At 70.5% G+C, this 19526-nt stretch carries 22 protein-coding genes; 1 reads left to right on the forward strand and 21 read right to left on the reverse strand.

Translation table 11 applies throughout. The features are described from left to right. From QN141_04150 to QN141_04175, 6 genes are all read right to left on the reverse strand, one after another. Entirely contained in the window at positions 1-399 is a 399-nt protein-coding gene (locus QN141_04150) for a cupredoxin domain-containing protein (GenBank protein ID MDR7557661.1), read from the reverse strand. A 37-nt stretch (positions 400-436) separates the two neighbouring features. Continuing rightward, entirely contained in the window at positions 437-874 is a 438-nt protein-coding gene (locus QN141_04155; protein MDR7557662.1) for an Rrf2 family transcriptional regulator, read from the reverse strand. A 131-nt stretch (positions 875-1005) separates the two neighbouring features. Then, positions 1006-1419, reverse strand: a complete 414-nt coding sequence (locus tag QN141_04160; GenBank protein MDR7557663.1) for an aspartyl protease family protein — start codon at positions 1417-1419, stop codon at positions 1006-1008. A gap of 39 nt (positions 1420-1458) precedes the next feature. Continuing rightward, positions 1459-2358 carry a universal stress protein gene (locus tag QN141_04165; GenBank protein ID MDR7557664.1) on the reverse strand — a complete coding sequence of 300 codons (900 nt, stop codon included), beginning with the start codon at positions 2356-2358 and terminating at the stop codon, positions 1459-1461. A 1-nt stretch (position 2359) separates the two neighbouring features. After that, on the reverse strand, positions 2360-3643 hold the full coding sequence (locus tag QN141_04170; GenBank protein ID MDR7557665.1) for an Nramp family divalent metal transporter: 1284 nt from the start codon (positions 3641-3643) through the stop codon (positions 2360-2362). Positions 3644-3670: 27 nt separating this feature from the next. Then, positions 3671-4309: a helix-turn-helix domain-containing protein gene (locus QN141_04175; GenBank protein ID MDR7557666.1), complete on the reverse strand. Its 639-nt coding sequence runs from the start codon at positions 4307-4309 to the stop codon at positions 3671-3673. Between the two features lie 116 nt (positions 4310-4425). On the opposite strand from QN141_04175, the gene QN141_04180 reads away from it, so the two are divergent. Further along, positions 4426-5007: a TlpA disulfide reductase family protein gene (locus QN141_04180; GenBank protein ID MDR7557667.1), complete on the forward strand. Its 582-nt coding sequence runs from the start codon at positions 4426-4428 to the stop codon at positions 5005-5007. Positions 5008-5054: 47 nt separating this feature from the next. On the opposite strand, the gene QN141_04185 is transcribed toward QN141_04180, so the two are convergent. The 15 genes from QN141_04185 to QN141_04255 all read right to left on the reverse strand — a co-directional run bounded on the left by QN141_04185 (position 5055) and on the right by QN141_04255 (position 19435). Beyond that, complete coding sequence (locus QN141_04185; GenBank protein MDR7557668.1) at positions 5055-5444, reverse strand: CueP family metal-binding protein; 390 nt, start codon at positions 5442-5444, stop codon at positions 5055-5057. Between the two features lie 179 nt (positions 5445-5623). Further along, on the reverse strand, positions 5624-6670 hold the full coding sequence (hypE, locus tag QN141_04190) for a hydrogenase expression/formation protein HypE (GenBank protein ID MDR7557669.1): 1047 nt from the start codon (positions 6668-6670) through the stop codon (positions 5624-5626). Beyond that, positions 6654-7772, reverse strand: coding sequence for a hydrogenase formation protein HypD (hypD, locus tag QN141_04195; protein ID MDR7557670.1), 1119 nt, complete (start codon positions 7770-7772; stop codon positions 6654-6656). The genes hypE and hypD overlap by 17 nt, the downstream gene beginning before the upstream one ends. Next, the gene (locus QN141_04200) at positions 7769-8047 is read right to left on the reverse strand and encodes a HypC/HybG/HupF family hydrogenase formation chaperone (protein MDR7557671.1); all 279 of its coding nucleotides are present in this window, start codon (positions 8045-8047) and stop codon (positions 7769-7771) included. The genes hypD and QN141_04200 overlap by 4 nt, the downstream gene beginning before the upstream one ends. Before the next feature lie 5 nt (positions 8048-8052). Continuing rightward, on the reverse strand, positions 8053-10335 hold the full coding sequence (gene hypF / locus QN141_04205; protein ID MDR7557672.1) for a carbamoyltransferase HypF: 2283 nt from the start codon (positions 10333-10335) through the stop codon (positions 8053-8055). A 260-nt stretch (positions 10336-10595) separates the two neighbouring features. Further along, positions 10596-11957 (reverse strand): hypothetical protein, encoded by a 1362-nt coding sequence (locus QN141_04210; protein ID MDR7557673.1) that lies wholly within the window; start codon positions 11955-11957, stop codon positions 10596-10598. 91 nt (positions 11958-12048) lie between these two features. Continuing rightward, the gene (locus tag QN141_04215; GenBank protein ID MDR7557674.1) at positions 12049-12582 is read right to left on the reverse strand and encodes an Ig-like domain-containing protein; all 534 of its coding nucleotides are present in this window, start codon (positions 12580-12582) and stop codon (positions 12049-12051) included. Continuing rightward, positions 12566-14134, reverse strand: a complete 1569-nt coding sequence (gene nrfD / locus QN141_04220) for an NrfD/PsrC family molybdoenzyme membrane anchor subunit (GenBank protein MDR7557675.1) — start codon at positions 14132-14134, stop codon at positions 12566-12568. The genes QN141_04215 and nrfD overlap by 17 nt, the downstream gene beginning before the upstream one ends. Further along, a complete protein-coding gene (locus tag QN141_04225) occupies positions 14131-15063 on the reverse strand; it encodes a 4Fe-4S dicluster domain-containing protein (protein ID MDR7557676.1) in 933 nt (310 codons plus the stop codon). Before QN141_04225 ends, nrfD begins: the two co-directional genes overlap by 4 nt. A 4-nt stretch (positions 15064-15067) precedes the next feature. After that, the gene (locus QN141_04230; GenBank protein ID MDR7557677.1) at positions 15068-15514 is read right to left on the reverse strand and encodes a cupredoxin domain-containing protein; all 447 of its coding nucleotides are present in this window, start codon (positions 15512-15514) and stop codon (positions 15068-15070) included. After that, positions 15514-15981 carry a cupredoxin domain-containing protein gene (locus tag QN141_04235; GenBank protein ID MDR7557678.1) on the reverse strand — a complete coding sequence of 156 codons (468 nt, stop codon included), beginning with the start codon at positions 15979-15981 and terminating at the stop codon, positions 15514-15516. Before QN141_04235 ends, QN141_04230 begins: the two co-directional genes overlap by 1 nt. Positions 15982-16142: 161 nt before the next feature. Then, a complete protein-coding gene (locus QN141_04240; GenBank protein ID MDR7557679.1) occupies positions 16143-16784 on the reverse strand; it encodes a response regulator transcription factor in 642 nt (213 codons plus the stop codon). Further along, positions 16765-18528, reverse strand: a complete 1764-nt coding sequence (locus QN141_04245; protein ID MDR7557680.1) for a HAMP domain-containing protein — start codon at positions 18526-18528, stop codon at positions 16765-16767. Before QN141_04245 ends, QN141_04240 begins: the two co-directional genes overlap by 20 nt. A gap of 15 nt (positions 18529-18543) precedes the next feature. After that, a complete protein-coding gene (locus tag QN141_04250; GenBank protein MDR7557681.1) occupies positions 18544-18993 on the reverse strand; it encodes a cupredoxin domain-containing protein in 450 nt (149 codons plus the stop codon). A 4-nt stretch (positions 18994-18997) separates the two neighbouring features. Further along, a complete protein-coding gene (locus QN141_04255; protein ID MDR7557682.1) occupies positions 18998-19435 on the reverse strand; it encodes a hypothetical protein in 438 nt (145 codons plus the stop codon). Positions 19436-19526: the final 91 nt, after the last annotated feature.

Below are 19526 nucleotides of genomic sequence, written 5' to 3' on the forward strand. Positions count from 1 at the left end.
TTACTTTACGACCAGCTGGATGTGCATGCCCGCTTCCTTATGGCCGGCCACCTTGCAGAAGATGGTGTACGTGCCGGGTTTGAGATCCACGGTGAGCGTGGTGGACTGTCCGGGGCGCAGCGCCTCGGTGCCCTTGTCCAGCCCCTCGATCAGGAAGTCGTGCTCCACGGTGCCCACGTTCTCGATCCGGAAGGTGACGGGGCCGGCGGAGACCTCCGTGGGCTGCATCTCGTACTTGAACTCGCTCATCTTCACCGTGACGGTCTGACCGGCCGCCGTGGGCGCGGCCGGGGGCTGCGCGGCCGGCGGGGTCGGCTGCTGGGCCGGCTGCTTTCCTCCGCAGGCCGCCGCCAGCAGGGCGACCATCACCATCAGGATCACCGCACCATACCTCACCATTCCTCACCTCCGTGTTCTGTGCCGTTCCTGCGTGCCGCTACCCCGCCGCGCGCGCCTGAGGCGCCCGCCTGCCGCGGCCGTTCTCCGGCAGCTGCGCGGCCAGCTCCGCGACCGTCACCGCCAGTTCCCGTTCCACCGCGGCCTCGGCGCGCGCCAGGGTCGCCCGCACGGGGCACGGCTGCTGGCACGGGCAGTCCCCCCACAGCGCACACAGGTTGAGGGCCAGCGGGCCCTCGGCCGCCTCCAGCACGGCGCGCAGGGTCAGGCCGGCCGCAGGCCGGGCCAGTTCCACTCCGCCCCGGATCCCCCGGAACGTGCGCAGGATGCCGGCCCGGCCCAGACCCTGGACGACCTTGGCCATGTAGGCCGGCGGGATCCCCTGACGCCGCGCGATCTCCGACGAGCGGGCCCGCCCGTGGCGGGCAAGGTCCAGCACGGTGCGGAAGGCGTAGTGGGCGTTGCGGCTGAGTCGCATGGAGAAATTGGACAAAGTCTCTATCTTTGTCGGATTGAGCCTACAGGAGGCGCGGCCGGGCGGGTATCAGGCGGGCGTCCGAATTGCATCGGGCCTGCGCCCGATAGAACCGATCAGAGCGGGAGGAGGCTTCAAAGGGATTGCAGGCGGCAAAGACGGCGGGGACCGGGATCAGACCGCCGGAGGCCACCCGTAGCGCCGACGAATCCCTCGACGGAAACGAGCCGTTTGGCCACCGGATCGACGGCCAGGAACAGGCTCTCCAGGGCCACGGCTCCCAGCAGCGGCGGGCCAGCCGGAGCTACGAAGCAGGGCGTCGTGACCTCCTGACCGTCCAACGCCAGTCGCACCTCGGCCACCGGCCAGATCTCCCGCCGCCCCCCGGCGATGACAACGGGATGGCGGCGGTGCGGCGCGAGCCCGAGGGCGCTGGCGAGATCCTGAGGCACCACGAGCAAAGTGGCTCCCGTGTCCACCAGGAGTTCGACCTCCTGGCTGGACCCGGTGGGCCCCGTCAGCCGCCCGCGCACGCGAAAGAGACCCATCGCAATCTATCCTACCACGAAGGGTGCGCGGGACGCGGGCTATCGCCGCGGGACGCGGACGAGGAGCACCGGGCGGGTGCTGTGCCCGACGATGCGCGCCGCGACGCTGCCGGCCCACATCGCGTCCACCCCGGAGCGGCCGTGGGTCGCCATCACAATGAGATCCACCGCCCGCCGCGCCGCGACATCCAGCAGGGTCCCGACGGGCTCGCCCCGCTCGACGAGGACCTGGCTCCTCGCCCCGACCGCCTTCGCCGCCGCTGTGGACTGCAGGTAGTCCACGGCATCGGCGGCCTCCGAGTCGAGCAGGGCGGCGGCCGCGGTGGGCATGAGCCGGGTGGAGGCGGCCCGTTCGCCGGAGATGGTCTGCACCGTCGGCACCACCATCACCAGGAGGAGCTCCGCATCGCAGGCCCGCCCGATCTCGACCGCCGCAGGGAGGGCGGCCTCGGCCGTGGGGCTGCCGTCCAGGGGCACCATGATCCGCCGGCAGGCAAAGGGTTGCTCCCGCCCGGCCGGCGTGGGCCGCACCAGGAGGATCGGGATCTGGCCGCGTCGCAGCACCTGTTCGGCGACGCGGCCGAACAACAGGCCGCGCAGCCCGCCGCGGCCGTGCGTGCACAGCACCACCAGGTCGGCGGCCTCCTCGGCGCCGCCGCTCACGATGCTGGCGGCCACGTCGTCCGTGGAGGCATCGAGGTGCGTGCGGACGGCGACGCCGCCTGCGCGCAGCCAGGAGGCCACCTCCGCGAGGTACGCGGCGGCCTCGGCTTCGGCGGTGAGGTGCCGCTGACCGTGGATCGTCACGGGCGCGCCCCGCTCCACGGCATGGAACAGGGTGATCTCCGCCCCCAGATGCCGGGCCAGGGCGAGGGTGGCGGGGAGGGCCGCTTCTGCCAGAGGGGAACCGTCCAGGGGCACCAGCAGGCGCCGGAACATCCTATCCTCCCACCGCCAGCCGTACCAGGAGGAAGATGTTGAGGGCGATGATCACCGTCGTGGCAAAGACGGCCGCCGTCGTCGTGATACGCCGGTTGACCAGCGGCCCCATGATCTCCTTCCGGCTGGTGAACAGGACCAGGGGGACGAGGGCGAAGGGCAGCCCGAAGCTCAACACCACCTGACTGATCACCAGGGTGCGCGTCGGGTCCAGCCCCAGGCCGATCACGATCAGCGCGGGCAGCATGGTCACCAGCCGGCGGATCCAGATCGGAATCTGGCGGTGCAGAAACCCCTGCATGATCACCTGTCCCGACATCGTGCCCACCGTGGAGGAGGAAAGACCCGAAGCCAGCAGCGAGACGGCAAAGACCGTGCTGGACAGGGGGCCCAGCAGCGGCTGGAGCGTCCGGTGCGCTTCCTCGATGCTGGCCACGTGAACCAGCCCGGTGCGGTGAAAGGTGGACGCCGCCATGATCAGCATCGCGGCGTTCACCAGGCCGGCCAGCCCCATGGCGATCACCACGTCGAGCACCTCGTAGCGGAACAGGCGCGCCGCCTGCTCTGGATCCCGGGGAATGATGCGTCGCTGGGTCAGCGCGGAGTGGAGGAAGACCACATGGGGCATGACGGTGGCGCCGAGGATCCCGGTGGCCAGCAGGACGCTCTCCGTGCCGGCAAAACGTGGGACCACCGCGGAGAGGGCCACGGCCCGCCAGTCGGGCCGGTCCAGGATCGTTTCGATGACGTACGAGGCGGCGATGATCCCGACGAAGCCCGTGATGACCGCCTCCACCGGCCGGTAGCCGTACCGTTCCAGGGCCAGGATGACCATCGTCACCACGCCGGTGAGCAGTGCGGCCAGGAACAGCGGCAGGTGGAAGAGCAGGTACAGCCCCAGCGCCGCCCCCAGGAATTCCGCCAGGTCGGTGGCCATGGCGACCAGCTCACTGATCACCCACATCCCCCAGACGACGGGCGGGGAGAATTGTTCCCGGCACATCTCCGCGAGGTTGCGGCCGGTGGCAATGCCCAGTTTGGCGGAGAGGGCCTGCACCAGCATCGCCGTGAGGTTGCTGGCGGCGATCACCCACAGGAGCATGTAGCCGAACTCCGCGCCGCCCTGGATGTTCGTGGCGAAGTTGCCCGGATCGATGTAGGCGACACAGGCGACGAAGGCCGGTCCCAGGAAGGGGAGGATCCGGGCCAGGCCGCGCCGGCCGCGGCCTTCCAGCACCGCCCGGGCGGCTTCCACCGTCGCAGCGGGATCCAGACGATCCTTCATCCCGGAAGGCTCGGGATACCGGAGGGATCAGGCGATCCTGGCCTGCTCGCCGGACGCCGGCGCGCGCAGCTCGAAGGTACAGCGCGGGTCGCCCCGGAGGATCCACTCCGTCTGACCGATCTCGGCACCGGTCATCCGCTCCAGGACGCCCCGGGCCAGGCAGCACAGATCGCGGAACTCCATCGCCACCGCGGCCAGGGGGCAGGTGTACAGGGAGAACTGATAGCCCGCCTCCGTCTGCTCCACCGCGGTGGATTCGGCGTCCGGGAAGAAAATCCGCCGCGCCGCCTCCAGCCGCGCACCCGGGTCGGGCAGGCGGCGGATCTCCGGATGTCGCGCGGCCAGATGCTCGCCCATCTCGTCGAAAACCTCCTCGATGCGCGACCGATCCCCCATGGCCGCGAACAGCGCCCGCAGGAAGGCGGCATAGGTCTGGGGCGCGGCGAGTTCCGCCCTCGGGGTGAGACGGTAGAGCAGCGGCGGTCGTCCGGTGCGCTGCCGGATGAACTGCGCCGTGACCAGTCCGTCACGGGCCAGGACGCTGAGGTGCTGGCGCAGCGTCGAGCGCGACAGGCCCGTCTGCCGGCGCAGCTCGCTCAGGGTGATCCCCCCGCTGCCCCTGATCAGCCTGAGGATGCGCGTTCGCGTGGGATGCATCTCGGCCATGGTCGCCTCCCGCCGGCTTTCGGTGGCCTTTACCGTCAAATCTACCGTACCGCGGTCGGAGGGACCCCGGTATCGGGCCGCTGCCCTATTTCGCCGTCTTCGGGTATAGTAACGGCGTGTCGATCCGCCGCCTCCGGCCCTGGCCGGTCACCGTCCTGCTCCTGACCGCTGCGGCGATTACTTTCGGGCTCTGGACGCGCAGCCCCCAGGCTCCGCGGGGTCCCGGCCCCGGCCCCGGTCCTGCGCCGGCCGTCCCGGCCCCCGCCGCCCGCCCGGCGCCGGAGTTCCGCCTGCGGGGATTCGACAACCGGCTGATCGCCCTCTCCGACTACCGCGGGAAGATCGTGGTGCTGAACTTCTGGGCCTCGTGGTGCGCGCCGTGCCGGCAGGAGATGCCCAATCTCGAACGCGTCTGGCGGGAGTTCCGCGCCCGGGGCGTGGTGGTGCTGGGCGTGGACGTGCTGGACGACCCCGACGAGGCCAGGGCGTTTGTGGAAGCGTTGCGGATCACCTACCCCAACGTCTACGATCCCGAGCAGACCCGGATGACCGCCTACCGCGTCACCGGGCTGCCCACGACGATCTTCATCGACCGACGCGGGCGCATCCGCGGCCGGTTCGTCGGCGGCTACCTCGGCCCGGAGGGCCACGCCGCGCTTCGACGCCAGGTGCTCGAGTTGCTCTCCGAACCTCCCTAACCTCCGCGGGGCGAGACCCTGGAGCCCGATCGGGCGTCATCGTCCGCCTAGTTCACCGGCTTCAGCTGTGTCGTCGTGATACAGGTACGGTCCTTAGGAAAGGTGCTGATGGTGTCCGTGCCCCGCAGAGACCCGAAGGCGAAGGTCACCACGTAGGTCTTGTTGGCGGGCAGCCACCACTCGATGAATCCGTCGGCCCCGGTGCGCGCGAGCCCGGCGCGGTTCACGGTGCCGTCGGTGGAGCGGAGCCAGAATCGGAGGGTGGTGTTCTTCAACTCGGCCTGGCAGGAGCCCTTGACGTGATAGGTGCAGGGATGTGTCGTCGTGATGTATGGGGCGACGGCCACATAGAATTCCTGCCCGGCCGTGGCCGGGACGGCGGGAAGAACGGTCACCAGCAGCAGACTCAGCGCTGCGGTCAACGCCAGACGGGTCATCGAAGGCACCTCCTCGGTGCGGCGACTTTGAGATGAATGCTACCCGCTGCCGCCGACGCCGCGCATCGGGCGGCGGCCCGAATCGGTCTCGGGAAACTGCCGGATGCTTCGGCGGCCGGGGATCCCCCTGCCCCGTCCTGCCGGGCACCGGGGACCGGCGGCGGAGACCCCGCCGACCCTCAGCAGATCCTGGGCAGCTGTTCGCCGCTGGGCAGGTCGATGACGCGGGTGGTCCCCAGCACGCCGGTGGCCACCACCTCCGGCACTCCCGTCACGACGCGCCCGAGGACGACGGCGTCGGCGCTGACGGCGTGGGTGCGCAGCAGTCCCAGGGCGCGGTCGGCGTCCTGGGGCTCGACGAAGGCAATGAAGCGGCCCTCGTTGGCGACATAGAGGGGGTCCAGCCCGAGGAGCTCGCACGCCGCCTGGACCTCCGGCCGCACCGGAATGGCCGCCTCGTCGATCTCGATCCTCTGCCCGGCGCCGCGGGCGATCTCGACGAGCGCCGCGCCCAACCCGCCGCGGGTGAGGTCCCGCAGGCAGTGCACGCGGACGCCTTCCTGCAGCAGATGCAGGACCGGCCCGGTCAGCGGCGCGCAGTCGCTCTCCACCGCCGTCTCGAAGGCCAGCCCCTCGCGGCTGGCCATGATCGCGATGCCGTGGCGGCCGATGTCTCCGCTGAGCAGGACGACGTCGCCCGGTCGCACGCTGGAGGGTCCGATCGGATCCGAAGCCTCGACAATGCCGATGCCGGCGGTGTTGATGAAGATGCCGTCGCCCTTCCCCCGATCCACCACCTTGGTGTCGCCGGTGACGATCACCACCCCCGCCTCCGCGGCGGCGCGACCGAGGGACTGCATGAGCTCCCCGAGCAGGTCCATCCCCAGCCCCTCTTCCAGGATCAGCCCTGCGCTCAGGACCAGCGGGCGGGCCCCGCACATCGCCAGGTCGTTGACGGTGCCGTTGACGGCCAGACGGGCGATGTCGCCGCCCGGGAACTTCAGGGGACGGACGACGTAGGAGTCGGTCGTAAAGGCCAGCCTCGTTCCGCCAACTTCCACCACGGCGCCGTCGTGGAGCGCCGCCAGGATCGGGTTGCCGACCGCAGGGAGGATGAGGTGCTCGATCAGGCGGTGCATCAGGCGCCCCCCGCCCCCGTGGGCCAGGATGACCTGCGAGGCGGCCGGCGCCGGCAGCGGGCAGGTGATCTCATCGATAATCGCCATCGCGACCCCTCCCTTCGGGGGGACCCCGGAAGCGGTAATAGGCGGCGCAGGCCCCCTCCGCAGAAACCATCGGCGCGCCGAGCGGCGTTTCCGGCGTGCAGCGCGTGCCGAAGGCCGGGCACTCCGGCGGGGTGTGCACGCCCTGCAGCACCAGCCCGGCGATGCACTCCGCCGGTTCCGCCGCACACCGGACCGTCAGGCCGAACCGGCGCTCGGCGTCGAACATCCGGTAGGGCGCGCGCAGGGCGAGCCCGCTCTGGGGGATCTCGCCGATCCCGCGCCACTGCCGGTCGCTCACCTCGAAGACCTCGGCCATCACCCGCTGCGCTTCCGTGTTCCCTTCCCGGCGCACCGAGCGGGCGTACTGGTTCTCCACCTCCGCGCGGCCCTCTTCCAGTTGCCGCACGCACATATAGATCCCCTGCAGCAGGTCGAGGGGCTCGAACCCGGTGACGACGATGGGGACGCGATAGGTGCGGGCCAGCCGGTCGTACCCCGCGTACCCGGTCACCGTGCAGACGTGGCCCGCGGCCAGGAAGCCCTGGACGCGGCAGCGCGGGGAGGCCAGGATCGCCTCCATCGCCGGCGGCACCAGGACGTGCGCCACCAGGATCGAGAAGTTCCGCAGCCCCAGGGATCGGGCCCGGAGCACGGCCATGGCGTTGGCCGGCGCGGTCGTCTCGAAGCCGACGGCGAAGAAGACCACCTCGCGTTCGGGGAGACGCTGGGCGAGGGCGACCGCGTCCAGGGGCGAGTAGACGACGCGCACATCGCCTCCTAAGGCCTTCACGCCCTGAAGGTCGCCGGAACTCCCCGGGACGCGCAACATGTCGCCGAAGGAGCAGAACACCACTTCCGGCCGGCGGGCGATGGCCAGCGCCTTGTCGATCAGTTCCAGGGGCGTGACGCAGACCGGGCAGCCCGGGCCGTGAATCAATGTGATCTCGGGCGGCAGGAGCCTGTCGATCCCGAAGCGCAGGATGGCGTGGGTCTGGCCGCCGCAGACCTCCATCAGCGTCCACGGCCGGGTGGTGATCGCCGCGATGGCCCGGGCGTAGCGGCGGGCCGCGCTCCCCTCGCGGAACTCCTGGACGAACTTCATTGCCTTCCCGGCCCCTCCGGTCCTGGCTCCCGGACCTCCAGCTCCCGCAGCCCCTCGATTTCGGTGAGATATTCGAAGACCCGGGCCGCTTCGCGTTCGTCCACGACGGAGAGGGCCACGCCCACATGGACGATCACATAGTCGCCCACCCTCGCCTCCGGCACGAAGGCCAGGCTGACCTCTTTGACGATGCCGCCGAAATCCACCCGCCCGCGCCGCGTGAGCTCGCCGTCGTCGGCGATGGTGAGGATCCGGCCGGGGATGGCCAGGCACATCGCCGCTACCCCCCCTCTCCCGCGGCCAGCGCCTGCCCGACGGCCAGTCCGCCGTCATTGGGCGGGACGCGCCGCGGGCAGAACACCGCGAAGCCGGCACGCCGCAGCTCCGCGGCCGCGGAGCGGACCAGCCGGGCGTTCTGAAAGCACCCGCCGCTGAGGACCACTTGCGATTCGTCCACCATCCGGGCAGCCAGGACGATCATCCGGGCCAGGGTGTTGTGGAACCGGGCGGCGATGGTCGACCGCGGCGTTCCGCAGCGGAGGTCGGCGAGAATTTCCTCAATCATCGGCCCCCAGTCCAGGACGGCCGGCGCCCCCAGGGGCGTCTGCACCGCGAAGGGGTAGATCCCGTCGTCGTCGCACCCGTACGCGGCGTCCTCCACGGCGGCCGCCGCCTGCCCTTCGTAGCCGGCGCGCTGGCGCAGGTCGAGCAGCGAGGCCACAGCGTCGAAGAGCCGCCCGGCGCTGCTGGTCCGCGGCGTGTTGAGCCCGCCCCGTGATCCAGCCCCGCGCAGCAGCGCGGAGAAGATCCGTCGCTCGGCGGCGGAGCAGGCGCGGACCGGCGCCAGGTCGTCGCGGCCCCACACCCCGTCTCCGTATAGCTCATAGAGCATGCCGAGCGCCGCCCGCCGCGGTTCCCGGACCGCCGCCTCGCCGCCGGGGAGGCCGAAGGTCCGCAGGTGCGCCGTCCGCTCGCATCCGCGGCCGGTCAGGCGCAGAAACTCGCCGCCCCAGACCGTTCCGTCCGGCCCGTAGCCCGTCCCATCCCAGGCCACGCCGAAGACCGGCGGCCGCAGGCGGTGCTCGGCCATCACCGCCAGAAGATGCGCCTGATGATGCTGGACCGCATGCCGGGGCAGCCCGGAGGCCTCGGCGACCTGCGTAGAGGCGTAGTCGGGATGCAGGTCGCACACGACCTTTGTCGGGCGGAGGTCATAGAGGGTGGTCAGCGCCTCGAGCGTCCCACGGTGGACCTGGCGGGAGCGGGCGCTGTCCAGGTCGCCCACATGCTGGCTCAGGATGATCTCGCCGCCGCGCGCCACGGCCACGGAGTTCTTCAGGTGCCCGCCGACGGCCACGAGCGGGGAGAGTTCGACTTCGATGGACAGGGACAGGGGGGCGTATCCCCGGGCGGCGCGCAGGACGACGGGCTCGCCGTCCATCACCCGCACCACGGAGTCGTCCACCGGCCGGGCGATGGGCCGGTCGTGGATGAGGAAGAGGTCGGCCACGCCGGCCAGGCGTGCGCACGCTTCGCCGTTGTCGGTGCAGATCGGTTCGTCGGAGAGGTTGCCGCTGGTGGCCACCACCGGAGTCTGCAGCTCCGCCATCAGGAGCACGTGCAGCGGCGTGTAGGGCAGCATGATGCCCAGCGTGGCCCGGCCGGGCGCCACGGAAGGCGCAAGATCGTTGTCCGCCTCCGGCCGCCGACCCAGCAGCACGATCGGCGCCGCGGCCGAGGTGAGGAGGGCCTCCTCCGGCGGCGAGACGACGGCGTGGCGGACGGCCAGCTCGAGCGAGGGGTACATCAGGGCGAACGGTTTCTCCTCGCGTCCCTTGCGGGTCCGCAACCGCCGGACGGCATCCTCATTGCCTGCGTCCACGAGCAGCTGGAAGCCCCCGAGCCCCTTGAGCGCGACAATGAGGCCGTCCCGCACGGCCCGGGCGGCGATGTGAAGAGCCTGGTCGCCTTCGGCCAGGACGGCTCCGCCGGGGTCCCACAGCTCGAGGTGCGGACCGCAGGCCGGGCAGGCGATGGGCTCGGCGTGGAAGCGGCGGTTGCCGGGATCGTCATATTCCGCCCGGCACCGGGCGCACATCACGAAGGCCGCCATCGTGGTGCGCGCGCGGTCGTAGGGCAACGCCGTGATGATGGAGTATCGCGGCCCGCAGCGGGTGCAGTTGATAAAGGGGTAGCGGTAGCGGCGGTCGGCGGGGTCGCGGAGTTCGCGCAGACAGTCGGGACAGACGGCCAGATCCACGGGGACTACGACCGTCGGGGCGCCGTCGCGCTCGCTCGGGGCGATGACGAAGACGCCGTCCCCCACCGCCGGGACGACGGTGCGATCGATCTCCAGGATGCGCGCGTGAGGCGGCGCCTCGCGTATCAGACGCTCGACGAACGCCTCCACAGACTCCGGCTGCCCCTCGACCTCGATGCGTACGCCGGCCGGACCGTTCCGCACCCATCCGGACAGGCCCAACTCGGTGGCCAGCCGATAGACAAAGGGGCGGAAGCCCACCCCCTGCACGGCCCCGCGGACGTCGAGCGCCAGCCGGGTCATGCTTCCGCAACCTCCACCTCGACGCTGTCCGGCCCCACGTCGTAGGCGAAGAGCGCCCGGTCCTCGCGGCGGCGGAGGCGGTAGGTCTCACCCGAGCGCTCACAAGCGTACCGCATCCGAGATTAGCCTACTCTCGGGACGGCAAGCCCTTCATCAGGCCTCCGCCCGATTCGGCACCCCGTAGCGCCTACATTGGACGTACGGCTCGCTCGTGGGCGATGATCGCGGCCGTCATGCCGGCTCTCTCGGCGCGTCCACCTTCACACCGGCTCCTGTTGCACCGCAGCGGCCCGCCGGGCCCGCACCGTGGCCCAGGCCAGGCGGGCGACTAGGCGCGGGTCGACGGCCCGGAGGAAGATGCTGCGGTACGGCGCGCTGCCGGAGAACATGTCCCAGAGGACGCCGCTGAGCCGCGGGTCGCGGTCGCGGCCGGTTTGTTCCGCCGCCGTGGTATGGAGGACCGCTCCGCGGAGAAGGCGGACGGTCTTCAGCAGCCCGGCGAGGAGGAACATCACCCGGCCGAAGCGGTTGTCCCAGGCGATGGAGCGGTAGACGGGTCCGAAGTGTCGGCGGAACGCCCGGGCCGAGATCCCATGGAACACCGCCGTCTGCGCGGCGGCCCGTGCGGTGCGGTAGGCGGCGCCGATGCCGTCCTTGTACAGCCTGGTCACACCGCAGTCCCCTACGAGGACGACCCGGTCGGCGAAGGGCCGGGCGGCCTCCCGCACGTTGATGTTGGGCCGGCAGTGGCAGACGCCTTCGTGGGACGTCCCGGGCGGCAGCCACCGGGTCACGGCCGGATGGGCGAAGAAGACCCGGATCAGCAGGTGGTCGATGTTGCGGCCGAGCAGGCAGACGGTCACGAAGTCGCCCTTGGGGATGATGGCCGCAAACTCCAACCGGGGAATATCGAGGAGAAAGATGTGCATCGCGGCGCCGAAGATGCGCGTCACCGTTTCGAACCCGAGCCGGATCTCCGTGATGTAGGCGCGGCTGGTTTCCGCCGGCCGGTGTCGCAGGCCGAGACCCGCGAAGAGCGGCTCGGAGGCCACGTTGACGCCGGTGGCGACGACGATGAGATCGTAGACCGTCGACGCTCCCCGCACCTGCAGCGACGGCCGTCCCCCCTGCCACCGGGCACCGGTGACGCGGGCGGGGATGACGCGGGCCCCCAGGCGCTGCGCCTCGGAGAGCAGGAAGCCGTCCAGCCCGCCCCAGCGCAGCACGCTCAGATCGCGCGGCCCGCCCCCGCGGTGGAGGGTCGCAATCCGTGCCTCACGCCGCGGGGTGCGGATTCTCACCGACCCCTCGTCGGTGTTCAGGACGTAGGCCGCGATGCCGCGCTGCACGACCGTGGCCGGGAGGTCGATCCCTTCCGCCGCCAAGCCTTGCACCAGCGCCTCGGAGACCACGCCCCCGCACATGTTGCACCCGCGAGGACCGGTCGCCGCGAAGTCTCTGGGTTCGTAGATGTCGACGGCCAGCCGGAGATTCTGCTGCTCGGCGAAACGGAGGAGGAAATACGCAGACAACGATCCGGCGGGGCCGCCCCCGATAACGGCGACGCGGCTCCCGTCCTGCAGGCGCATCGGCCCCCGGGCCGGAGGGGCTCTGGCGATCATCCCCGGTCCTCCCCTGGGCGATTTCTCAGGCTCTTCTCGACCAGCTCGAAGGGCCCTGCCATCGCGCCGCAGGGGCGCCCCGTTCCCCCTGCTACGACGCCCGGCGAATGCCCATGAGCAATGCGACCAGGTAGGCGTACGTCGTCCAGATTCCGCCGAGCAGCACAGCAACGACCAGAATCTGGACAGGGGGATAGGGACTGATGAACCCCGGTTGCGGGCTCATCCCGCGAAGCACATCCAGTCCGGGGCGTCGCTGCGGATCCCGCACTCTGGGCGAGAGGAGCTGGAGGCCGGCCTGGAGGGTCGCGCTCTCGCCGGCGACCGCCCGCACCTCGGTGTAGCGCGGCGGGTCGTTCAGCGTGACGGACGCCGTCCCGGCGGCGTCCGCCTCCACCTCTGCCAGCTCCAGCCATCCGAAGGCCGTCCGGGCCAGGAACGTCACCGCCGTCCCGCCGGCGGGCGCTCCCGCGTCGTCCTGCACGGTAGCCACGACGCGCGTCGAGCCGTCGGCGCGGACCTCCTTGAGCAGTGAGATCCTGGCCGGCTCCGCCCCGTCCGCGGCGGAGGCGCCGCCCGCGACGAGCAACAGGCCCAGGACCGCGAGGCTACGGAACAGGCGCATGCGCCACCTCTCCGGCACTGGCCTCAGTCCCCCGCTCTTCCCGCGTCTCCCAGATCGAGACGATCGGGAACAGTTTGCTGAACAGGATGTAAATGAGTGCAAAGCCCGCCAGGGCCGCCGCCGTGATCGACCACTCCACCCACGTCGGCCGGTAGACCGCCCAGCCCACTGGAGCACGCCGGATCGGTAAGAACGGATACTGAAGGGTGGGCACGATGATGACGAAGCGCTTCAGCCAGGCTCCGACGTTGACCAGGAGCGAGGCCACGACCGCGGCCGCGATCGGGCGCGCTCGGAAAAACGGCAGCAGCGCGACAAAGAGCCAGATGCCAGCGGCGGTCAACACCCACGGCAGCAGCGCACGCAGGGCGGCGACGTCGCCCAGGGCCGCGGCGGGCGACCCCGAGGACGAGACGAAGACGCGCAGGCCGAGGGTGGCGGCCAGCGCGGCCAGCGCCGGTCTGGGCTGAAGCAGGGGGGCGCTCTGCAGGCGCGGCACCCAGGAGATCGTCGGCAGTGTGAGGAGCAGCACGGGGACCAGCAGTCCGCCGATCTGTGTAAACCAGAAGATGCGCGCATAGGGCCCGCTGACCACCGCGCTCAGGTAGCCGCGCTCGTGTGTCGCCAGTTTGTACAGCGGCGTCCAGTACTCGTTGAAGGTGAAGTAGGCGTAGATCAGGCCCAGCGCGATAAGAAGATAGCCCATCCGCTTGAAGTGGCGCACCGTAATGTAGTCCTCCAGATGGTACGCCCACCGGAAGGCGGCCATCGCGGTGATCACGGCGGCTGCGCCGCTGAACAAGGCCCCCGAGACGAAGTACGGCCCGAAGATCGTACTGTTCCATCCCGCGCGCAGCGTCATCGCCATGATCCAGGACACCACCGTGTGCACCGAGATCGCCACGGGGATGATCAGCACCGCCAGCACGCCGATGATCGTTTCCAACTGGTGCTTCTGCCCGGGCGTCCCGCGCCACCCTAGGGCCAGGATCGTGTACAATCGCCGCCGCCACGCCGGCCCCCGCGCATAGTGCTCCCGCAGCAGCGCGATGTCCGGGATCATGGGCACGTACAGGAACAGCGTGCTGCCGGTCAGGTACGTCGTGATCGACATGATGTCCCACAGGATGGGCGACTGCAGCCGGCCGTGCAGGAGGAGATTCAGGATGCGGTCCGGCCGCCCCATGTCCACGAAGGGCATCAGCGCTCCCATCAGCAGCGAGGCGAAGGTAATCGCCTCGGCCATCCGCGTGATCGGCCGCCGCCACTCCGCCCCGGTGAGGCGCAGGATGGCGGACATCAGCGCACCGACGTGGCTGACGCCGATGAAAAAGACGAAGTTGGTGATGTAGACGCCCCACATGAAATTGTCGCGCAGCCCGGTCACGCCCAGCCCGTAACGCAGCTGCACGCCGTAGGCGATGAGCCCCCAGAGGATGATGGCCACGAGCCCGCCGACCAGCGCGTAGTAGCGCGGGCCGGTCGCCTGCAGCGAGTCGAGCAGGCGCTGCTCGCGAGGTGCGAACGCCTGACGGCGGCGCCCGTCGATCACGGGTGGACCCCCCTGGTCGCCGGCTGCGGCTCATCCGGCGGCGCCGGATAGACCCGCTTGCGCGGCGGCAGGTAGTATACGCGCGGCTCGGTGCCCAGCTCTTCCAGGAACCGATAACCGGCGTTCTGGCGGATCAGCTCGGAAAACCGCACCGTCTCCCCCTGGGAGTTGGTTACGGCATCCTCCTCCTGGTCGCCGAAGTAGATGGCGCCCATCGGACAGGCCGCCACACAGGCCGGCAGCCTTCCCTCTTTGACGAGCCCCGGACAGAAGATGCACTTCTCGGTGGTGCCCTTGCGGTGGCGTTGGTTCCATTCGTCGGAGTACGGGAGGCTCTGCTGCGCCTCGGTCTCGGGCGGCTGGACCCAGTTGAAACTCCGTGCCCCGTACGGACAGGCGGCGATGCAGAAGCGGCAGCCGATGCAGCGCGAGGTGTCCTGCATCACGATCCCGTCCTCGCGCTTCCAGGCCGCGCTGACCGGACAGACCTTGACGCACGGCGCGTTGTCGCACTGCATGCAGGGCCGGGGAAACCAGTACGGGGCGGCGACCTCATTGTCCCGCAGCTCGTAGACGCGGATCCACTCCTGCCCGGCGGGGGTGAAGTGCATCCCCTGGCAGGCACGGGTGCACTCCCGGCACCCGTCGCACCTGGCGAGGTCGATAACCATCACCCACCGCCGCCCCGGGATGCCCGGCCCCGTGGGCTGCGGGGGCGATGCGGCGTAGGCCACCGCTGCCGCCCCGGCCCCGCCGGTCAGACCGTTCAGCTCGACCAGCGTGCGGTCCACCGTGGGCGCGGCGACGAGCGCGGGCACCGGCGACCTTCGGCCAAGGGGCAGGCGGCGGAGGAAGCGGCCGCCGCCCAGCGGGACGAGGGTCGCGGCGCCCGCCGCCAGCGTCCGCAGGAAGGTCCGCCGGGTGAGCATGGGCTCACCGGCCGGGCAGGACGACGAACTGCCCGATCTGATCGGGATGATCCCGGGCGCATCCGGCCAGAGTGCACGCATAGTGGTAGATGCCGGGCCGGGCGGCCACAAACCGCAGCGTAACGGTCTCCCCCGGCGCGATGGTCGGAACGGCGACGTTCAACGCCCCCAGACCGAAGCCGTGGGAATCCTCCTCGTCGGTGTTGGTGACCCGCAGGATGACGGTGTCGCCGGCGTTGACGACAATCACATCGGGTATCCAGTGGTGGACTTTCCGCTCGCCCGCCTCGAAGGAGTGCAGGTAGAGGCCGACCTGCCGGACCTCGGGCGTGACCGGCGCCGTGGCCGAGACCGGAGGCACGTAAATCTGGAAGACGACATACGCGCCCCCGATGGCCAGCAGCGCGGCGAGCAGGACCGCCCCGAAGATCGTCCATCCGCCGCTATTCATCACTTCACCACGACCACGCCCTTCATGCCCTGCTCGTAGTGGCCTTCCACCATGCAGCCCATCTCAAAGGTGCCGGTGCGCCTGGGGGTGAACGTCAGCTCGGCCGACCGGCCGGGGCCGACCTCCACCTCGAAGATCTCCTCCCCTTCGACGGCAATGCCGCCACCTTCCACCTCGACCTCAACCCCCTTGAAGTACGAGTGCTCCTCCGCCCAGGCGTGCATCTCGCTCTCGTCCATCTTGCCCGCGGGCGTGTCGTAAACCATGAACTCGTGCTTGACCTTGCCCTTGTTGAGGAGCGTAATCTGCGTCTTGGTCCCGGCCTGCAGCGTGACCCTGGCGGGAGTGAAGCTCATCTCGCGCAGGGTGATGGTCAGCTTCTGCGCCTTCGCCGCGCCCAGCGCGCTGCCCACCGGCAGCGTCGCCAGAAGCACGGTCACCGCCAGGAGACCCGTCCACCACCGCATCGTCCTCACCTCCGCTCGTCGTCACACCACCCCCAGGGTACGATCCGGGCGGACGCCGCGACAACGCACCGGCGGGTAGTCTTGGCGGGGCCGCACCTACCCGTCCGGGTAGGCGGAGACGGGCGGGCAGAACGTTGGCCAGCTCCAAAGACGCGCCGCGGTCAGCCGGGATCCTCCGGCAGCAACCCCCGGCGCGCCGCGTAGGCGATGACCTCGGCGCGGCTGCGGAGGTGGAGCTTGTCCAGGATGTTCTTCATGTGGAACTTGACGGTGTTCTCCGAAATGTGCAGGGCCGCGGCCACCTCGCGGTTGCTGGCCCCCCGGCTCACGGCCTGCAGCACCTCGCGCTCCCGGTCGGTCAGCGCCTCCGGAGGTGGCGCCTGCGGCTGCTGTCCGGCGAACTCCTCGAGGATCCGCGCGGCGAGGGTGCGGGTGATCGGCGCCTCCCCGCGCTCCACCCCGCTCAACAGGTCGAAGAACTCCCCGGCCCGGAGGTTCTTGAGCAGGTAGCCCTGTGCTCCGCTCTTGATCGCTTCGAACACCATCCGGTCTTCATCGGAAACGGTGAGCATGACGATCTTGATTTGCGGGGCCTGGGCCTTGATCAGCCGCGTTGCCTCGAGGCCGCTCATGCGTGGCATGGCGATGTCCATGAGCACGACATCCGGGCGCAGGCGCAGCGCCGCCTCCACCGCCTGCAGGCCGTCGCCGGCCTCGCCCACGACCTCCACTCCCCGCGTGGCCAGCAGGCTGCGCACCCCGTCGCGGAAGAGGGCGTGATCGTCAACCAGCAGCACGCGCACGCCGGCCCTCCTCCATTCCCGGGAGCACCACCTCGACGACGGTGCCTCCGCCAGCTCGGACGCCGACGGTCATCGTGCCGCCGATGGCTTCCGCCCGCTCCCGCATCGTCTGCAAGCCGAACCCTGCGGTCGGGGGCGCGGCCTTCCCGCCAATCCCCACGCCGTCGTCTTCCACGGCGACCACAATCGCCCCGCCCCGCGCCGCCAGCCGGACCACCGCGTGGCGCGCTGCGGCGTGCTTGCGGACGTTGGTCAACGCCTCCTGGACGATGCGAATGAGGTGGACTTCCGTCGTGGGCGGGAATTCGACCTCGTCGATCTCGACGACGAGCCGGGTGTCGACGCCGCTGAGCTCGGTGAACCGCCGGGTGTAATCGGCCAGGACCGGAATCAGGCGGCGATCCGGCCCCGTGGTGGTGCGCAGGCTCAGGATGGCTTCCCGCAGGTCGGCGTAGACCGAGCGCGCAGCCAGCTCCAGCTCCTCCAGGTGGGCCAGGGCCTCCGGGATCTGGCCCTGGCTCACCAGCGCATGGACCGCCTGCACCTTGGTGTTTACGTAGCCCAGCACCTGCCCGACGCTGTCGTGCATCTCCCGGGCAATACGCTCCCGTTCCTCCACCATGGCCACGGATCGCAGGCGCTCCTGCAGACGGGCGTTCTCCTCCAGGGAGCGGAGCAGCCGGAGGCGCATCGTCTCGAAGCTCTGGCCGAGCGCGCCGAGCTCGTCCCCCCGACGCACCTCGATGCGCTGCGCCAGATCGCCTGCGGCGATACGCTCCGCCCCCCGCTGCAGGAGCCGCAGCGGGGCCACCACCGCTCCGGTGTCGAGCCAGGCGAAGAGCAGGGCCACGGCGAGCACGACGACCTCAAAGAGGAGGACGCGGTCGCGCAGACGCCAGAGCGGGCCAAAGGTTTCGGCCTCACTCTGTCCGATCCCAAGCCCCCACGGCGCCGACGCCAGGGGCGCAAAGGCCATGAGGTGAAGGGGACTGCGGCCCTTCGGCTCACGCCGCTCCTCGCTCGCCCCCACCAGCGGCCGGCCCTCGGCGATCAAGCGGGCAAAAAAGTCGGGATGCTCGTTCCGGGAGAACACCTCATCAGGGTCGGTCCCGGCAAGTACGATGCCGTCCGGGCCCACGAGGACGGCATGGCCGGTTTCCCCGATGGGCAATCCCCTGATAAACGTGAACAGCGCCGGTGTGGTGAGGTCGATCGCCCCGAGCAATGCTCCGGCGATCCACTGCGGACCGTCGAAGACTGGCACGGCGAAGAAGACCACAGGCCTGCCGTCGGCCCGCCGGATGAGGCTGCTCGCCTGCGGCCGGCCCGAAGTCAGCACCTGCTGCAGCAGGGGGGAGCGCGCCAGAGGCTCGAACAGGACCGCCTCCTCCGGTTCGGCGACCCGGATCTTCGATCCTCGATCGAGGTAGGCGATCCCCCCGGAGAACAGCGGCATCTGCAGGTAGGAGACCGCCAGCTCGCGCCGGAGGGCCCGGAAGTCGGACCGCGCCAGGTGCGGGCTGAGGCGCGCGCTCAACCCGTTCAGGGACCGCCAGCCCTGGGCCAGTTCCTGATCGATGTGTTCGGCGGTGGTGCGCGCCATGACCAGGCGTTCGGCCAGCACCCGGTCGGTCGCGGCCCGCACCATCGCCAGACCCATCACCCCCAGCGGGGCGGTGGCGACGAGCACCCCCAGCGCCACGAGGAGCATGATGCGGTTGCGCAATCCCACCGCGACCACCACCCTCGCAGACATCATCTAGCGCGGCGGCGCGTCGAGGACGACCAGGTGCCCGATCATTCGCTCATGGTCCGGCGAGCAGGACCCGGCGGCCGGGTCGTAGGGCAGATAGCACCGGTATTCGAAGATCCCCGCGCGGTCCGCGCGGAAGGTCACCTCATCCACGTCCCCGCCGGCCAGGACCTTCGTGCGGACGTTGAGGCCCCTGAACTCGATGGCGTGGCTGAACAGAGACTGGTTCATCACGCGCAGGCGGACCGTGTCGCCCCGGCGCACGACGAGCATCTGGGGATCATAGAGGTGGCTGGTGGCCGGGCCGCCGATGCCCCCCTGCCCGGTGATGAGCATCGCCAGGTCGATGGTCGGGGCGCCGGAGGGGCGCCGTTCCGCCGGGCGAAGCGCGAACAGACCGACCGCGATCGCCGCCGCCGACACCATCGTCGCCGTCCACGCGACCATCTTGCTCATCCCGTCACTCCGTGACGAGGAGATAGCCGCGCATCAGATCGTGATCGGGCGTGCAGTCGCCCGTGGCGGGGTTGTGGGGCAGTGCGCACCGGAAGAGAAACACCCCCGTCCGGTCGGCGACGAAACGCAGAGACCGGCTGCTGCCCGGCCTGAGTTTCCCGGTCCTGAGGTTGTACCCCGTCAGTTCGAAGTCGTGGTTGTACCTGTCGGGGTTGCCGACGGCGAGATCGACGGTGTCCCCGCGGCGCACGACGAGCATCGTCGGGTACCAGCGGTGGGCGGCCACCCCCTGCCCCGAGAAGGTGGCGACAACCATGGACAGGGTCAGCGTGGCGGGGGGCCGGGGGCCGACCGCCTCGGGCGGACCCTGTCCCCGTCCGGCCAGGGCCGCCACACTGACGACCAGCGCCAGGACGCTCAGGACGAGGGCGATCCGCTCCATGGACGCCGCCTCCCCTTGTAGGAATTACTCTACGCGCGCTCTGCGCGCATCGACTATAGGGTGTGGAACGGATTCGACGCCCGGCCGGAGC

Source organism: Armatimonadota bacterium (assembly GCA_031459765.1).
GTDB lineage: Bacteria > Sysuimicrobiota > Sysuimicrobiia > Sysuimicrobiales > Kaftiobacteriaceae > Kaftiobacterium > Kaftiobacterium secundum.

Excerpts from the sequence above, each read along its gene's own strand:
- QN141_04150 (MDR7557661.1), bottom strand. The coding sequence starts at position 399 with ATGGTGAGGTATGGTGCGGTGATCCTGATGGTGATGGTCGCCCTGCTG.
- QN141_04155 (MDR7557662.1), bottom strand. The coding sequence starts at position 874 with ATGCGACTCAGCCGCAACGCCCACTACGCCTTCCGCACCGTGCTGGAC.
- QN141_04160 (MDR7557663.1), bottom strand. The coding sequence starts at position 1,419 with ATGGGTCTCTTTCGCGTGCGCGGGCGGCTGACGGGGCCCACCGGGTCC.
- QN141_04165 (MDR7557664.1), bottom strand. The coding sequence starts at position 2,358 with ATGTTCCGGCGCCTGCTGGTGCCCCTGGACGGTTCCCCTCTGGCAGAA.
- QN141_04170 (MDR7557665.1), bottom strand. The coding sequence starts at position 3,643 with ATGAAGGATCGTCTGGATCCCGCTGCGACGGTGGAAGCCGCCCGGGCG.
- QN141_04175 (MDR7557666.1), bottom strand. The coding sequence starts at position 4,309 with ATGGCCGAGATGCATCCCACGCGAACGCGCATCCTCAGGCTGATCAGG.
- QN141_04185 (MDR7557668.1), bottom strand. The coding sequence starts at position 5,444 with ATGACCCGTCTGGCGTTGACCGCAGCGCTGAGTCTGCTGCTGGTGACC.
- hypE (MDR7557669.1), bottom strand. The coding sequence starts at position 6,670 with ATGGCGATTATCGATGAGATCACCTGCCCGCTGCCGGCGCCGGCCGCC.
- hypD (MDR7557670.1), bottom strand. The coding sequence starts at position 7,772 with ATGAAGTTCGTCCAGGAGTTCCGCGAGGGGAGCGCGGCCCGCCGCTAC.
- QN141_04200 (MDR7557671.1), bottom strand. The coding sequence starts at position 8,047 with ATGTGCCTGGCCATCCCCGGCCGGATCCTCACCATCGCCGACGACGGC.
- hypF (MDR7557672.1), bottom strand. The coding sequence starts at position 10,335 with ATGACCCGGCTGGCGCTCGACGTCCGCGGGGCCGTGCAGGGGGTGGGC.
- QN141_04210 (MDR7557673.1), bottom strand. The coding sequence starts at position 11,957 with ATGATCGCCAGAGCCCCTCCGGCCCGGGGGCCGATGCGCCTGCAGGAC.
- QN141_04215 (MDR7557674.1), bottom strand. The coding sequence starts at position 12,582 with ATGCGCCTGTTCCGTAGCCTCGCGGTCCTGGGCCTGTTGCTCGTCGCG.
- QN141_04225 (MDR7557676.1), bottom strand. The coding sequence starts at position 15,063 with ATGCTCACCCGGCGGACCTTCCTGCGGACGCTGGCGGCGGGCGCCGCG.
- QN141_04230 (MDR7557677.1), bottom strand. The coding sequence starts at position 15,514 with ATGAATAGCGGCGGATGGACGATCTTCGGGGCGGTCCTGCTCGCCGCG.
- QN141_04235 (MDR7557678.1), bottom strand. The coding sequence starts at position 15,981 with ATGCGGTGGTGGACGGGTCTCCTGGCGGTGACCGTGCTTCTGGCGACG.
- QN141_04250 (MDR7557681.1), bottom strand. The coding sequence starts at position 18,993 with ATGAGCAAGATGGTCGCGTGGACGGCGACGATGGTGTCGGCGGCGGCG.
- QN141_04255 (MDR7557682.1), bottom strand. The coding sequence starts at position 19,435 with ATGGAGCGGATCGCCCTCGTCCTGAGCGTCCTGGCGCTGGTCGTCAGT.